Below are 13,181 nucleotides of genomic sequence, written 5' to 3' on the forward strand. Positions count from 1 at the left end.
GAGGTTCTTGTAAAGACATGCCCTCCCATCTTTAGATTGACACGCTCTGGAAATTTTCCTCCCCGAATAAAACCATGGGGCATGATCTCTCTTTTACCGAAGATTTTATAAATCACGCCACGTTTCGTTTCCCTTGCCTTAAAAATCTTAAGAGGAAGTAGAGAAGCTGAACCAATGATATCCGTTTCAAGAAATTTTGCCGTGGCTTTGCCGCTAATATAAATACCTTTCTTAACGCGCTTTGGTGGAATTGAAGCATCCTCTGCAACTTTCTTTTCAGCAAAACGTTCAACCTGCTTTGCTGTGCTATTAATAGCATTACGCAAAGCCCAATGAAGACGCGGTGCTTGAAGATTAGTAAAAGTATTTTCTGCTTGTTGCAGATACCACTTTGCATGGATCTTTAACGCCAAAACCTAAACCTTTTTTAATGGACAGTTTTTTTGAGTATCTTCAATTTCTCTCATTTCCAATTTTGGAAGATTACGAACAATTTTCATTGTTTCTAAACTTACAGTAATCACCCGTTGAAACAATTCTAAGGGGTAAGCAGGGTTACCAACAGTCTCCACAGCATAGCGATTAGCATCATTAACAATGCCACTTGCTTTATCAATTTTCACAATTTGCCTATCCATAACCCATTCAAGAGCAGGTTTACCGCTTACTATATAGTCGTAAGCTTCCAATGGGATATTTTGCATAGTAATTTGTGCATTATAAATCACGGTGCTTTTATCAATATCACCACGTTTACCAGCAAATTTCATCTTCTCAACACGGTAGAAACTAACCTCATCATCAATAACCCAAGTGCTTGGATCACCCTGTTTATATGTAATGGGATATGGCTCGACCTCTTCATAATTTGTATGCAAATCACCAAGCTTTCGACCAGCTTCAACAAAAGCCCAAAAGTCCTCTACTTTTTTGACCGTTGGAATACGAGGTAATTGTTTGGAAAGATTATGAGCGTAGCGGGCACGATAATCCTCAGAATGTAAAATTCCATAAACGTAAAAGAAGAGATCATCCTTTGTAATTATTTCACCAGGGTAGGCTTTTTTAAAATACGCTAATCCTTCATCAGTAATAGCATCACGTCGTTGTAAACCAGCTGTTTTGGTTTCCTTTGTATAAGACTCAGTATTTTCGTAAAGATATCGTGGAAAGCATTGGCTAGCATCCATTACAGCATGATCAGATAAATCCTTAATCATCAAGACAGAAAAATCTGTCATTGCTCCAGTTCCTAAAACTTGTATTACCCTGTTTTCAACGACTTCTTTCATAGAAAATATATGTGGCATTTGGTATACTCTGTTGTTAAGAGCACGATTATAATAAAGCCACTGACGTGTAAAAGGCTGATAAAGGCTTTGGGTAAGACAACCATCTTCAAATGCTAAAATAGTTCCTCTCACTAATTTTTGTTTAATATCTCTACTCCAGCTGATCTTTCTAGCATCTGGGTTGACAAAGTCATCTACAGCATTTTCACGTGCTTTGCGATTAGAGAGGGAATGTAGCATTAAAACGCTCTACTTCACTATTATAAAAGGTAATCATATTGCTCATATTCTTTGCTAAAACTTCACGGCTTGAGTTGTATGCCCAAGCATTTCGGTTAGTTACAATACCACCGGAAAAAATTTCGAATAGCTTTACGCCATTGCCTTTCCTATCTCCCAAAGCGAGCAACTTTTCAAAATCACTGTTACATTGATCAATCCAATCACCATGCTCATCTGGTGTAATTACTTGCCAACCAATGTTCACGCTTGATGCCACCAATGCTGCCAAAACGCTGAAGTTCAGAAAGTTTCTCTTTTCTCGTGAAATTATCACCAATGTCGTAATAATAAATTTTGCAAGGTTCAGTAATATCTGGATTTCTGATAAGAATTGTTATGGCAATACCTGTCATGCTTCCACTGCCAAAAACATTCTGGCCTTCTTGAGTGCGCCCTTTACTCATCATATCTTTGCGTTTATTCCCTCGTAAATTAAACACATAAATACTCGAGAATTCTTCACTCAAACATTTTCGTAAACCATCTGCGGAACGTGCATTAATGAAACCTCCATTGGTGACAAAACCAATAACACCACAGTCTTTTATGCGATCACTCGCCCAACGAATTGCACGAATATAACTGTCATAAAGCGATCGTAAATTAACGCTTTTAGATCGAGTTACATAAGTTTTACGGATGCGATTATCTAATTTAGGATAACTGATATTTTTAGCATTGTCGTTTTCACTCTTTTGCCCAACAGAATAGGGTGGATTGCCAACAATGACACGAATATCTCGTTTTTCCTGACGTTTACTGTTTTGCTTCATACAGATCACTCATTTGATCTTTTCCCTGCTCATAAAGCTGGAATGTATCGGTTAAACAAATGCCCTCAAATGGCACATAATCTCCACTCATAATGCTATGATATGTGGCTTCAATATTAATGCCCGCGATATAGTATGCTAACGGCACTATTTCATTGGCATAGATTTCATGACGAAATTTATATTCCATTTCTTCCTGTTTAATCAGGCCAGATTGTAAAAGCTTTGTGATAAAAGTCCCCGTTCCAGTAAACGGGTCCATGATGTGAACACCAGGTGAACCAAGCGTTTTGCCAAATTCAGTTTGTAATACCTCATTTACTGAATGAATAATAAAATCTACAACCTCAGTGGGAGTATAGACAATACCTAGTTTTTTAGCAGTGCGTGGAAAAGCATAACGAAAAAACTTCTCATAAATCTCTAAAATCAAGTTTTGCTTTTCTTGTGGATCAGTAATTCCACTGGCCCGTAATTTTACACCAGCGTAAAAGCTCTCAAGATCTTTGGATTCTTGCTCAAAGTTAGCTTTCTTAAGCGCATCAAGAACACACTGTATAGCACGTGATACAGGATTTTCACGAGTAAATCGATACCTTTCAAACAACACTTCAAACACAGGAAGCATGATAATATGCTGTGCAAGCATCTCAATAGCATCATCTTCTGTGATGGTATCATTTAAATCATCACGCAATTTTGCTAAGAAACTGTCAAAAGCTTGTCGCACTTCAGTATCTGGCTCTGCTAAAATGCTTGTTAAGCGCGTGATATAATTTTGAGCAGTTTCAGTAAAGCGTTCAACTTGCTTTGCATGGGTATTTGACTTCACAGTCTAAGCCTTTTTTGTCGCACGCGTCGAGGATTTAGAAGTTTTTGCTTTTGGAGATTGTTTGCTAGATTCTATAGACGTTTGCTCAACCTCTTGAGTAGTCTGCTCAGTATCTTGCGTATCTACATCTGTAGAGACTTCTTGCTTATTAGGTTCTGGTATAGAAACTTCTTGTTCATTAAGCGCTGGTTTTTCATCAACAGTTTGTTCAACTTCTTCAACGACCTGTGCAACCTCTTGAGTACTGACATCTACAGAGACCTCTTGCTTATTAGGTTCTGGTATAGAAGCTTCTTGTTCATTAGGTTTAGGTTTTTCATTAACGTTTTGTGATAGCCATTGTTGATAAAGCTTGGCAGCACCAGCGTATTTAAGGCGAGAATAAACCTGATAAGAAACCTCAACGAATGGCTCACTTTTTGTGGAAGGCTCAAAACGAACAGTTGTTTTGTTATCACCAAGAACACACATAGGTCTTGTGATAACTACTTGTACTTTTCCCATAATTATTCCTTTGGAGAGATTGAGACATAAAAAAGACCTCACTCTCAGGAGGGGAGGGAGTGAGGTCAATAAATCATAAAAAATAGGAATGACTAAATTAGATTTGTTGAATCAAAAAACCCTGCATTTGCAGGGCTTTTAAAACAACACCAACAAGAAAAAAATTACATGATTGTGTAATTTTAAACATAATACGACTAAAAGCCGTTCTGTTATTAAATATTATTTTTATCCCCCTGTCAATTAAAAAATAACGATTTCATTTTACTATTCTAAAAGTGTAAGCTATTTGTTGACATATTTATTTTTTTACACTATAAAAATAGCATGATTAAGACGTTCAAAAGTAAGACATTAGCTGAATTATTTGAAACGGGAAGTTCATCCAAAATTGACAAGAGACTTTTTAAACGGATCATTGTTCGTCTTGACCGTTTAGATGTTGCTGAAAAACCCGAAGACATGAATCTTCCAGGATTTAATTTTCATGCTTTAATTGGATTTCACCCCACTCGTTACACGGTACATGTAAATGGACCATGGTGCATCACATTTGAATTTGACTCATGCAATGCTTATCATGTTAATCTTGAACAATATCACTAGGAGTAAAATTATGAATGATATTCCTGTACAATGCAAAAGAAACCGTTGTCCTTCTCATCCAGGTGATTTACTGGCAGAAATTATTCCAGCAACTGGCAAAACAAAATTAGAAATTGCACAAATGCTTGGGATATCACGCCAGCATCTTTATGATATTTTGAAAACAAAAAAACCAGTTTCTCCTTCCGTTTCAGCTCGTCTAGGTAAATTATTTGGGGATGGTGCTGCTGTCTGGTTGCGTATGCAAGCAGCTTATGATGCTTGGCATGCTGAGCATGAAACAGATGTTAGTAAAATTCCAACTATTCATATTATTTGAAAACCATATTAAAGCTTAAAACTTACAAAGTTTTTTTCTTTTCTGGACAGTATTTATGAAGAGCATTCAGAGCCATGCGTAGAGAGCTAACAAGATGTGGCAGTTGTTGATCTTCAATAACCAGATGCTCTAATGCAGCATTAAGATTATACCGACAATGCAGTCTCTGTGTTTCTCTAATAACCTCTTGCATATCTTCATAGCGATCAGTTGCTACTTCAACCCATTTTTCAAGACTATCTTGATCGTGATTAGCCATTACACCGTCATAATAACCACCCTGCAACCCTTTCGCACATAAATAATCATCTCTTACCTGAATGTATTGCTGTGATGCATCGTACTGATCTTGATTAATCTTTTTTTCCAATAAATATAACCGCCCTACATAAGTACCAATAAGCGGGTTTTTCGCATCTTGAATACTCACCCCATAACGCTTGGCACGCATTTCAAGTGTCTGTTGATATGAAGACTTATCAGGTGTTTTTGCACGCGAGATACGTCCATTGGGTTCTCTTATTTGACCTTCTATTCTAGGTCTTCCCCGTTTTTTATGTTTTTTCATTTATACCTCAGATTCATTTATGTATTGCCAAATTCTATCTATTTTGGATTGCGTCTTTCGCTTCAAATAAAGGAGCCCCATAATGAAAGCGCTTATTACAAAAAAAACTGTTATTTTCTCCTCCAAAGGGCTTTCATCCCATATTGCCCCCAAAACTAAAGTTATGATTGCCCCTAACAAAATACCTATGGCCATATTAAAATGCCGAATATATATTGCGTAATTTTTTAATGAATCTATTTTTTGTTCTGTAACAGTGTAATAAATAGTCATTTTAGACCTTCCTTATTTCTCCATGAATAACCTTCCTGATTAAAACGGGATATTGTCATCCAAAGTCGTTTCTAAATATTCTTGACCACCGCTCTCCCATGTCGTTGTTTGCTTTTGAACACCCATGTCAGGTTCAGCCTTTTGAACACTATCAAGGATCCTCAATTCCCCCTTATATTGCGGTAAGATAATTTCTGTTGTGTAGTGTGTTTGCCCGCTTTTATCTTGCCATTTACGCGCCTGTAATTGACCTTCAACATAAACCTTGGAACCTTTTTTCAGATACTGAAGTGCAAGCTTTGCAAGATGCGGATTAAAAACAACGACAGAATGTCATTCTGTTTTATTTATTCTTTGAGAAGTTGTTTTATCTACATATCTTTGAGAAGTGCCTATACGAAGGTTCACCACCTCTGCACCAGATGCCATTGTTCTGCTCTCAGGATCGGCACCAAGATAGCCGATTAAAGTTACTTTGTTGATCATGTTGGATATCTTTTCTAAGGAAAATTATGTGTGTGTTAATGAAACGAAATATGGATATGAAAAGCTGCTTTTACTATAGCACAACAGTGCATTTTTCCAGATAAAAAACAGCATAAATAACTGAAAATAAACGTTTTATTGGTGATTTTATCACTGCATAAATGCTGTTCTCATCCTATTTATATAACTAACTGATAATACTCATAAAATTGCTTCTGAAAATAGATTTTTAAAAAGCTTCCATAAAGAGAAAATATTCTAGAGAAAACTTATTAATCCTTGACAATTATTCGTTTATAAACGATAATTTGTTTATGTTTAAGATACGCCACTACCTTACTGCTGATGGAAAAGATTTGATAGCCGGCTGGTTACACAAACTTCGTGATGTGCAAGCTAAAACTGCAATTATCCGCCGCCTTAACCGTTTGGAGCAAGGAAATTTTGGTGATTTTAGACCACTTCGTGATGGCATTTATGAATTGCGAATTCATATCGGACCTGGTTACCGAATTTATTATACCCAATTAGGAAAGACCGTATTGCTGTTATTGTGTGGTGGCACCAAAAGGACGCAAAATGCTGATATTACCCGCGCGTGCGCTTATTGGCATGATTGGCAAAACCGTGAAGATTAAAGGAGTGTAAAAATGAAAGACCGTAACCATGATGATGCAATGGCTGAGTTGTTCTATAATGATCCTGAAACGGCAGCAGCTACCCTTGATGCAATTTTAGCTGATGGCGATCAAGGTGAACTACTTATAACGCTTCGTCAAATGGCAAAAGCCTATGGGGGTGTTCAAACTGTAGCTAAAGCAGCTGAACTAAATCCAACACAGCTTTATCGTACACTTTCACAAAAAGGAAATCCCGAACTTCGCAGTTTGACTGCTTTACTACGAACCATGGGCCTTCGGTTAGCTGTACAACCCCTTGAACGATCTGTTCCACACATTTAACCTGGGTAACCGTTAAAGAAGATCAAATGGTTCAAGTTGTGAAAGCTATTTTGAAATAGAAAAATTATATCAGCTGTTCTTAGATAAAAAACGCATTGCAATTACTTGTTTTGAAGCCAATGTATGCATGTGTCATAGAGGATAAATTGCATACGCGCTCTCCAAACTACCTCAGTGGAAATTTAAAATAAAACATATTTGATTTAAAACTCTTGACGTACATATATAAATGTATTAACAATAATGTATGAAAATAAGATTTGAGTGGGATAAAATCAAAGCGGAAAGCAATCTCAGAAAGCATCGTATAAGTTTTGAGGTAGCTGTTCGTGTTTTTGCAGATCCATTTGCTATGACTAAACAGGATCGTATTGAAAATGGAGAATATCGTTGGCAAACTTTGGGGCTTGTAAATGGCTTCTTATTACTATTGGTAGCTCATACTATCTATGACGATAAAGATGGGAGAGAGGTAATTCGTATTATTTCAGCACGACGTGCTAGTTTGAAAGAGAGAAAACGTTATGAAGAAGAAAGTTCGTTATGAGGTTGATGTGAGTAATCTACCGTCTTTAACTGATGAACAGCAGGTTGAAATTAATGAGTTGGCTAGAATGCCTGACAATGAAATTGATTATAGCGATATTCCATCACTAGATAATGAATTTTGGAAAAATGCTGTTCGTAATCCATTTTACAAGCCAACTAAAACTATAACGACTGTGCGTGTAGATTCCGATGTATTAGCGTGGCTTAAGAGTCAAGGTAAAGGTTATCAGACGCGAATTAATACTATTTTACGCAACGCTATGCTCCGTTCAATGCGATAGGCTGACATGATATTTCTCTATTCAGTAATGTATGTAACTTGCTAAGCATACAAACAAAAAAATAACCGTATTTAGTTGAGTTCTTCAAAGCATTTAATCTACAAAAAGTGGACAGCGTTTAATCTAAGCGATTTTATAAAATTGTTTACGAAACCGTACATTTGAAAGATAATAGTGCCTACAAAAAGTAAAAATAGATGCCAAAAAATGAGTTCCACTTCTCTGTTAATGTTTTGAAAAAGTAGTAAAAGAAACGCCATCACAGCATATGCAAAAACCTATGCAAATATCTTTGCAAATAATCTGTTGCGATATTCAAATCTGTTGTTTTTTCATGTTGATGTTTAGGGTTGTGATACAACTCTGAAGCAAGTTTGGAATTAAAGAAAGCTCCCATGAAGATCATAGTTATCAAAATAGCAAGCGATGAGAACATTAAAACAGCTTGAATAAATTCGGTGTTTTTTTCTATTTGCAAAAACTGTAACACCGCAAATCCTATGCTGTATGTTACTACAGTTCTAATCTTTTTAAACATATCCAATTGTCCCGATTTTGAATAAATATGAAAGTTTAAATTTTGCTTATGAAAACAGTTAAGCTGCGTTGCAAAGTGATGTTATATTCTGTTCTAGTGATTGTGGAATTTTGATTTTAGGTGAGAAAATCATCAGTTCTTGAGCTTTTCTCTTATTTTGTAGAGAATAGCGTATATTAAATTCTACTTTAGGATATTGACTGTACAAGAATTTAACTTCTTCTGCATTGTCATAAGTAATTAACCAAAGAGCATTCACATGTTTAGAAATGATGTTTTCTAAATGGTGGTGGTCTTTAGTTTTATAAAATGAAGTATAGAGCCCTTTGCCCTTTTTAAAATATGGAGGATCCATATAAAGGCAAATATTTTCATCTTTATCTGTTCCATAACGTAATAAAAATTCCTTCGCATCTAGCTGCGTTAAATATATCCTATCTTTTTTTGCGCTTATGTTTTTAATTCGGTCAATTAAATTTTCTTTATTGAATCTACAGTTTATTTTGTAATTCCCAGTTTGCTTTTTTCCTCCAATGGGGCCAGCATTTTTAATAATTCCTGATCTGTTTGTTCGATTCAAAAAGAGCGCAGCAAATCCTACGGTAAGCACATCTTCTTTTTCAGGAGAAATTTCTTTTTGTTTGTACCATTCTTCTAAGTTAATAGTTGTCGTGTTAATCTTCTCTATTAATTCTTCTGTCTTGTACAAAACACAATGCCAAAAACTCCAAATAAACGGATCAATATCATTCATGTAAATATCTTTCACATCATCATTTAAAAGAAGTTTTAAAGCCAATCCACCACCACCAGCAAAAGGCTCACGATAAGAACACCCATTTAATCCATTTTTCTCAAAGATTTCTTTGATTTTTCCATAGAGTGCAGCTTTGCCACCCGGATACCTTAATGGAGAATAACTAAAAGCCATCTCTCTCAACCCCTACAGTATTAGAAAAAAACGTGATGAAAACATTTTCATGACCCCTTCGCGATTTTTTCTCAAATTAGCCCCGTACAGAGCGTTTTATGTTTCAGATGTGGAATTCATTAAAAAACTTCCAAATCTTTCTCTAAGATGCGTTTTTGTTGATTTAAATGCATATCTAATCCAAAAGTAATCAGCACTTTTCTCTATTTTGCTGTCTCAAATATTTTGCGAAGTTCTTTTTGAAAAGCTTCCAGACGTTCTGACGTTACCAATTTCTCCTGCCTCCTGCTCTCTAACTCGGGCTTTTGAAGATTTTTAAGAATAGAACTAGCCCTTGTGCGAATACGGTTTTCAAGTTTTTCACAGTAATGATAAAAATCTGCTGTTGATGGCATAAAGGTCGTGTTTAACCCTTCTGCTTTTCCTTTCAAGGCATCCTTTGTAGCTGTTTGCAATACCCAGCTGCTTATGCCATCAAGAGCGTAGAAATACGCAAGTGATGTTGATTTTTCATCTGATCCCAATTGGCTTTTTAAACCACTTGAAAGGACAAGATACGCCGTCTGGATTTCTTCCTCAGTGGCTTTTTTTTCAAGCTTCTTCAAGGCATCATGGACCAATGAGGTAGCTTTCTTCGCTTCTGCAATCGATGGTTTTTGTCCGGTTTTCCAAAGGAACGGCGGTTCTTTCGTCATCCTCGAATAAAAATTTGAAAACATTATCTGAATTTTTGATATTGGACATGTGCTGTGCAACTCGATAATTCCACCCACGTTGTTGTTTTGTTTGTTCAACGCCTGGTTTTCCATAGTTTTTTCCTTTCTTAAGATCCTCAACAGCCTTTCTTACCCAAATACGCCATGCTGCCGGCCAATCCTTTTTGACAGCGTTGGGGCTAGCGCTTGAACGCCAGTAATCTTTAAAATTTTCAATCTCGACTTTAACCCGCTCTGGAGGCAAACCCTCTTGAATGGCAAAATCGTAATCAGGTTCGAAATCATCAGGAATGCGACAACTTTGTCTATCCCTAGACCGCTTGGTTTTCTTTTCAGTGCTTTTTTGCTGTGAAACGGGTGATTGGTTTTCTGATGAGGGTGTATCGTGATCCAACTGCTGCTCAACAGCATCATCGGTTGTTTCACTTTGAACCGAAACTTCAGTTGCTAAATCTTCTGAAGCATTTTCTTTTTTTGATAACACGATAGTGTTAGTTTTTTTATTATATATGTTATTGTTATTGTTAATAGCATCAACAAGCATAGCGTTAGCATCATGCTTAGCATCATGCTTAGCATTACTTAAGCATTGCTTAAGCATATCACTAGCATTATGCTTAACATCGTCACTAGCGTTTTCATCATCACTGATTGCTAATGAATCATTTAACTTTTTTTGTTTATCCCATCTCGCATGTGCTGCTTTGGAAGCTCTTTCCGAAAACTTATTTAAGTTTTTATTGCTATCATTTAATTCTTCTTCGACATCTAAATTCCACAAGCGGCCATCTTCTAAACTGATAATTTTTTTCTTAAGTAATAAAAGATCTAATGCTTTCATAAATGTTTTTACTGGATAACCGACATAAAGAGACAAGGCCTTAAAGTCATTCAAAAGAGGTTCGCCAGTGTAAAGCATTTGAAACCGTAACATTACATAAATGCATTTTTCGGTTGGAGATAAACAAGAAACTTCATTCATCCATTCGCCTGCATCAAGTCTCGTCCATGGTATTTTATTTGCCATAGCTTTCCCCCTATTTTTCTGAAGATGTATTACTGATATCAAGATCAAATGCTGATGAGGTGTGCCATAAGCTGCCATCTTCTAAACGAATGATATAGCCACGGTTCATTAAAGATTCTAATATGTTTTGAAACGTCCACTCTGAACAGCCGCACACAATTTTTAAATCAGAAGTTTTGTTTGGAATAGATCCACCAAAATCAATCATGAGCAATACCAATATTGTGTAAACAGCTGTTTCTTTTGGCTTCAAAAGCATAAGCTCAATTAAAAATTGACTAGGATAAAATTTTACCCAGGGTGATTTCGTTGCCATCACTATTTTCCCTCTCTTATTAAATATAAAATTGCCAAAGCATCTGCTTCATTATCATCTTCAGGCTCATGTCCTTTTGCACGCACAGCCTTAATCATTTCTGTTTTTGGGGCATTACCTCTGCCTGTCATTGCTTTCTTAATCGTAGCAATGGGGATACCTTGATAAGGAATCTGATGGTGTTCACACCAAGAGGTTAAGATTGCTAACAAGCCCCCATAAACATGAGCAGCATCTGTACCAATGTGACAGCGCACTTCTTCAAAATACACTGCGTCAATATGCTCTAGTATCGCCTTGGTTTCTGTAAGCCACTGCTTGAATCTTAAATACCTCATCCCACCGCCTTCAAATCGACGTGTAGAAAAATTTACTGTTCCACTGGCTATCGTGCAGTCTTCAGAAGAAACTGCCCAACCTGTTTTCGTACCTAGATCAAGACAAAGAATGGTTTGTGAATGAAAGCTCATGACATTACTGTCTTATCTGTTGGGCATCACGTTGAGTGGAAGCACTCACATCAACCTCTGCGTCATCGCCAAAATGCTTACCAGAACAGACTTTGCCCAAAACCCAAGCATCGCCAGCAACTTCTGCTTCACCACAAACTTCTCCACTGCAGCAAACATGTGCTTTACCATGAACCCGCGCATTGTCATAAATATGTGCGTCACCATAAACTAAGGCATTATCATATACTTGCGCATCACCATGAACCTGTGCATAACCCAAAACCCAAGCATTGCCGGAAATCAAAGCATCACCGTAAACACGGGCATCACCATACACCTTAGCACAGCCGGAAACAAAAGCATCACCATGCATCCAAGCATTGTCACAAACCAAAGCATCGTCATCAACCCAACAATCGCCATAGTGAGAAAGATTGTCTTCTTTTTCTACATAACCACCAAGGTTACCAGCTTTGATATTACCAAAGTTTCTTAAGGCTCTAATCCGGTAAAGAGTGTGGGTGTACTCCATTCCAAATCTTAAATATGAACTTGCTTACTTTCTTCCGTAAGCTCGTATTTCTTTTTTATACTCATGTTCTTATACACCTAATAATTGTTGTGCATCACGTAGAGTGGAAGTGCTAGCGTCAATCTTTGCTTTTATTGTTGATCTCACAATCACGGTACCATTTGCCGCTAGAAATCTTTGCATTGCCAGAAATCTTTGCATTGCCGAAAACATGTGCATTGTCGAAAACGCGTGCATTGCCGAAAACATGTGCCCAGCTGTAAACTTCTGCTTCGCCATAAACGCGTGCGTCACCATAAACGTGTGTATTGCCGTAAACCAGCGCATTGTCATAAATCTTTGCATTGTCGAGAATGCGTGCATTGTCGAAAATACGTGCATTGCCGAAAACGCGTGTATTGCCGAGAATGCGTGCATTGCTAGAAATCTTTGCATTGTCGCAAACGTGTGCATTGTAGTAAACTAGTACGCCTCCAGTAATCTTTGCATTGCCGTAAATCTGTGCATTTTTACCAATTAGTGCATGGAGGTAAACTTGAGCGTTACCATAAATCTGTGCATTCCCGAAAACCTGTACATTGTCAAGAATGCGTGCATTGTCAAAAATACGTGCATTGCCGGAAATTTGTGCAAAGTCATAAACCAAAGCATTGTTGTAAACGTGTGCACTGTCGTAAACGCATGCACCACCATATACTTGGGCATCATCCCAGACCCAACAATCGCCCTCGTGAGAAAGATTTTCTTCTTTCTCTATAAAGCCACCCAAATCACAGGCTTTGACATTACCAAAGTTTCTTATTGCTCTAATCCGGTAAAGAGTTAAGTCATCAACTTTCTTACACTCTTCTGTTAGCTCATATTTCTTTTCTATACTCATGTTCTTATACACCTTAGTTTAGGCAATATACGGCCATGCACGCTATGACAGAGCGTCTAGCG

18 protein-coding genes and 2 pseudogenes are annotated in these 13,181 nt (G+C 37.1%); 6 read left to right on the plus strand and 14 right to left on the minus strand.

Features of this window, described 5'->3' with window-relative positions; genetic code table 11:
• The 3 genes and pseudogenes from GGR10_RS06335 to GGR10_RS06345 all read right to left on the minus strand — a co-directional run.
• A partial coding sequence (locus GGR10_RS06335; RefSeq protein WP_182480397.1) for a hypothetical protein occupies positions 1-413 on the minus strand: 413 nt, incomplete at its 3' end.
• Between the two features lie 3 nt (positions 414-416).
• Positions 417-3,137 (minus strand): annotated as a pseudogene (locus GGR10_RS06340) (type ISP restriction/modification enzyme); the annotation flags it as partial.
• 45 nt (positions 3,138-3,182) lie between these two features.
• Entirely contained in the window at positions 3,183-3,683 is a 501-nt protein-coding gene (locus tag GGR10_RS06345; protein WP_182480412.1) for a hypothetical protein, read from the minus strand.
• Positions 3,684-4,010: 327 nt separating this feature from the next.
• On the opposite strand from GGR10_RS06345, the gene GGR10_RS06350 reads away from it, so the two are divergent.
• Together GGR10_RS06350 and GGR10_RS06355 are read left to right on the plus strand one after the other, a co-directional pair.
• Complete coding sequence (locus tag GGR10_RS06350) at positions 4,011-4,289, plus strand: type II toxin-antitoxin system RelE/ParE family toxin (RefSeq protein ID WP_078664128.1); 279 nt, start codon at positions 4,011-4,013, stop codon at positions 4,287-4,289.
• A gap of 10 nt (positions 4,290-4,299) precedes the next feature.
• Positions 4,300-4,608, plus strand: a complete 309-nt coding sequence (locus GGR10_RS06355) for a HigA family addiction module antitoxin (RefSeq protein WP_078664127.1) — start codon at positions 4,300-4,302, stop codon at positions 4,606-4,608.
• Between the two features lie 22 nt (positions 4,609-4,630).
• Here GGR10_RS06355 and GGR10_RS06360 read toward each other — a convergent pair whose 3' ends face one another.
• The 3 genes and pseudogenes from GGR10_RS06360 to ssb form a co-directional block, all read right to left on the minus strand.
• Positions 4,631-5,176, minus strand: coding sequence for a hypothetical protein (locus tag GGR10_RS06360; protein ID WP_182480398.1), 546 nt, complete (start codon positions 5,174-5,176; stop codon positions 4,631-4,633).
• Positions 5,177-5,449 (minus strand): hypothetical protein, encoded by a 273-nt coding sequence (locus GGR10_RS06365; RefSeq protein ID WP_182480399.1) that lies wholly within the window; start codon positions 5,447-5,449, stop codon positions 5,177-5,179.
• 39 nt (positions 5,450-5,488) lie between these two features.
• Positions 5,489-5,935 (minus strand): annotated as a pseudogene (ssb, locus tag GGR10_RS06370) (single-stranded DNA-binding protein).
• A 314-nt stretch (positions 5,936-6,249) separates the two neighbouring features.
• On the opposite strand from ssb, the gene GGR10_RS06375 reads away from it, so the two are divergent.
• From GGR10_RS06375 to GGR10_RS06390, 4 genes are all read left to right on the plus strand, one after another.
• Positions 6,250-6,573 carry a type II toxin-antitoxin system RelE/ParE family toxin gene (locus tag GGR10_RS06375; protein ID WP_182480400.1) on the plus strand — a complete coding sequence of 108 codons (324 nt, stop codon included), beginning with the start codon at positions 6,250-6,252 and terminating at the stop codon, positions 6,571-6,573.
• 12 nt (positions 6,574-6,585) lie between these two features.
• Positions 6,586-6,897, plus strand: a complete 312-nt coding sequence (locus tag GGR10_RS06380) for a helix-turn-helix domain-containing transcriptional regulator (protein ID WP_182480401.1) — start codon at positions 6,586-6,588, stop codon at positions 6,895-6,897.
• Between the two features lie 247 nt (positions 6,898-7,144).
• Positions 7,145-7,444: a BrnT family toxin gene (locus GGR10_RS06385; protein ID WP_182480402.1), complete on the plus strand. Its 300-nt coding sequence runs from the start codon at positions 7,145-7,147 to the stop codon at positions 7,442-7,444.
• Entirely contained in the window at positions 7,422-7,727 is a 306-nt protein-coding gene (locus tag GGR10_RS06390; protein WP_182480403.1) for a BrnA antitoxin family protein, read from the plus strand. The genes GGR10_RS06385 and GGR10_RS06390 overlap by 23 nt, the downstream gene beginning before the upstream one ends.
• 259 nt (positions 7,728-7,986) lie before the next feature.
• On the opposite strand, the gene GGR10_RS06395 is transcribed toward GGR10_RS06390, so the two are convergent.
• The 8 genes from GGR10_RS06395 to GGR10_RS06430 form a co-directional block, all read right to left on the minus strand.
• Positions 7,987-8,265, minus strand: coding sequence for a hypothetical protein (locus GGR10_RS06395; RefSeq protein ID WP_182480404.1), 279 nt, complete (start codon positions 8,263-8,265; stop codon positions 7,987-7,989).
• Between the two features lie 58 nt (positions 8,266-8,323).
• Positions 8,324-9,196 carry a DNA adenine methylase gene (locus GGR10_RS06400; protein ID WP_182480405.1) on the minus strand — a complete coding sequence of 291 codons (873 nt, stop codon included), beginning with the start codon at positions 9,194-9,196 and terminating at the stop codon, positions 8,324-8,326.
• Between the two features lie 203 nt (positions 9,197-9,399).
• A complete protein-coding gene (locus tag GGR10_RS06405) occupies positions 9,400-9,816 on the minus strand; it encodes a hypothetical protein (protein WP_182480406.1) in 417 nt (138 codons plus the stop codon).
• On the minus strand, positions 9,806-10,939 hold the full coding sequence (locus GGR10_RS06410) for a DUF1376 domain-containing protein (protein WP_182480407.1): 1,134 nt from the start codon (positions 10,937-10,939) through the stop codon (positions 9,806-9,808). Before GGR10_RS06410 ends, GGR10_RS06405 begins: the two co-directional genes overlap by 11 nt.
• Before the next feature lie 10 nt (positions 10,940-10,949).
• The gene (locus tag GGR10_RS06415) at positions 10,950-11,255 is read right to left on the minus strand and encodes a DUF1376 domain-containing protein (RefSeq protein ID WP_182480408.1); all 306 of its coding nucleotides are present in this window, start codon (positions 11,253-11,255) and stop codon (positions 10,950-10,952) included.
• A gap of 2 nt (positions 11,256-11,257) precedes the next feature.
• Positions 11,258-11,725 (minus strand): crossover junction endodeoxyribonuclease RuvC, encoded by a 468-nt coding sequence (locus GGR10_RS06420; protein WP_182480409.1) that lies wholly within the window; start codon positions 11,723-11,725, stop codon positions 11,258-11,260.
• Positions 11,726-11,729: 4 nt separating this feature from the next.
• Positions 11,730-12,239 carry a hypothetical protein gene (locus GGR10_RS06425; RefSeq protein WP_182480410.1) on the minus strand — a complete coding sequence of 170 codons (510 nt, stop codon included), beginning with the start codon at positions 12,237-12,239 and terminating at the stop codon, positions 11,730-11,732.
• Positions 12,240-12,357: 118 nt separating this feature from the next.
• Entirely contained in the window at positions 12,358-13,119 is a 762-nt protein-coding gene (locus GGR10_RS06430) for a hypothetical protein (RefSeq protein ID WP_182480411.1), read from the minus strand.
• Positions 13,120-13,181: the final 62 nt, after the last annotated feature.

Source organism: Bartonella chomelii (assembly GCF_014138465.1).
GTDB classification, from domain to species: domain Bacteria; phylum Pseudomonadota; class Alphaproteobacteria; order Rhizobiales; family Rhizobiaceae; genus Bartonella; species Bartonella schoenbuchensis.

What these genes read in the sequence shown, in the direction of transcription:
- GGR10_RS06375 (WP_182480400.1), top strand. Translation starts at nt 6,250, where the DNA reads ATGTTTAAGATACGCCACTACCTTACTGCTGATGGAAAAGATTTGATA.
- GGR10_RS06425 (WP_182480410.1), bottom strand. Translation starts at nt 12,239, where the DNA reads ATGGAGTACACCCACACTCTTTACCGGATTAGAGCCTTAAGAAACTTT.
- GGR10_RS06365 (WP_182480399.1), bottom strand. Translation starts at nt 5,449, where the DNA reads ATGACTATTTATTACACTGTTACAGAACAAAAAATAGATTCATTAAAA.
- GGR10_RS06380 (WP_182480401.1), top strand. Translation starts at nt 6,586, where the DNA reads ATGAAAGACCGTAACCATGATGATGCAATGGCTGAGTTGTTCTATAAT.
- GGR10_RS06345 (WP_182480412.1), bottom strand. Translation starts at nt 3,683, where the DNA reads ATGGGAAAAGTACAAGTAGTTATCACAAGACCTATGTGTGTTCTTGGT.
- GGR10_RS06360 (WP_182480398.1), bottom strand. Translation starts at nt 5,176, where the DNA reads ATGAAAAAACATAAAAAACGGGGAAGACCTAGAATAGAAGGTCAAATA.
- GGR10_RS06420 (WP_182480409.1), bottom strand. Translation starts at nt 11,725, where the DNA reads ATGAGCTTTCATTCACAAACCATTCTTTGTCTTGATCTAGGTACGAAA.
- GGR10_RS06355 (WP_078664127.1), top strand. Translation starts at nt 4,300, where the DNA reads ATGAATGATATTCCTGTACAATGCAAAAGAAACCGTTGTCCTTCTCAT.
- GGR10_RS06350 (WP_078664128.1), top strand. Translation starts at nt 4,011, where the DNA reads ATGATTAAGACGTTCAAAAGTAAGACATTAGCTGAATTATTTGAAACG.
- GGR10_RS06430 (WP_182480411.1), bottom strand. Translation starts at nt 13,119, where the DNA reads ATGAGTATAGAAAAGAAATATGAGCTAACAGAAGAGTGTAAGAAAGTT.
- GGR10_RS06400 (WP_182480405.1), bottom strand. Translation starts at nt 9,196, where the DNA reads ATGGCTTTTAGTTATTCTCCATTAAGGTATCCGGGTGGCAAAGCTGCA.
- GGR10_RS06415 (WP_182480408.1), bottom strand. Translation starts at nt 11,255, where the DNA reads ATGGCAACGAAATCACCCTGGGTAAAATTTTATCCTAGTCAATTTTTA.
- GGR10_RS06410 (WP_182480407.1), bottom strand. Translation starts at nt 10,939, where the DNA reads ATGGCAAATAAAATACCATGGACGAGACTTGATGCAGGCGAATGGATG.
- GGR10_RS06390 (WP_182480403.1), top strand. Translation starts at nt 7,422, where the DNA reads ATGAAGAAGAAAGTTCGTTATGAGGTTGATGTGAGTAATCTACCGTCT.
- GGR10_RS06395 (WP_182480404.1), bottom strand. Translation starts at nt 8,265, where the DNA reads ATGTTTAAAAAGATTAGAACTGTAGTAACATACAGCATAGGATTTGCG.
- GGR10_RS06385 (WP_182480402.1), top strand. Translation starts at nt 7,145, where the DNA reads ATGAAAATAAGATTTGAGTGGGATAAAATCAAAGCGGAAAGCAATCTC.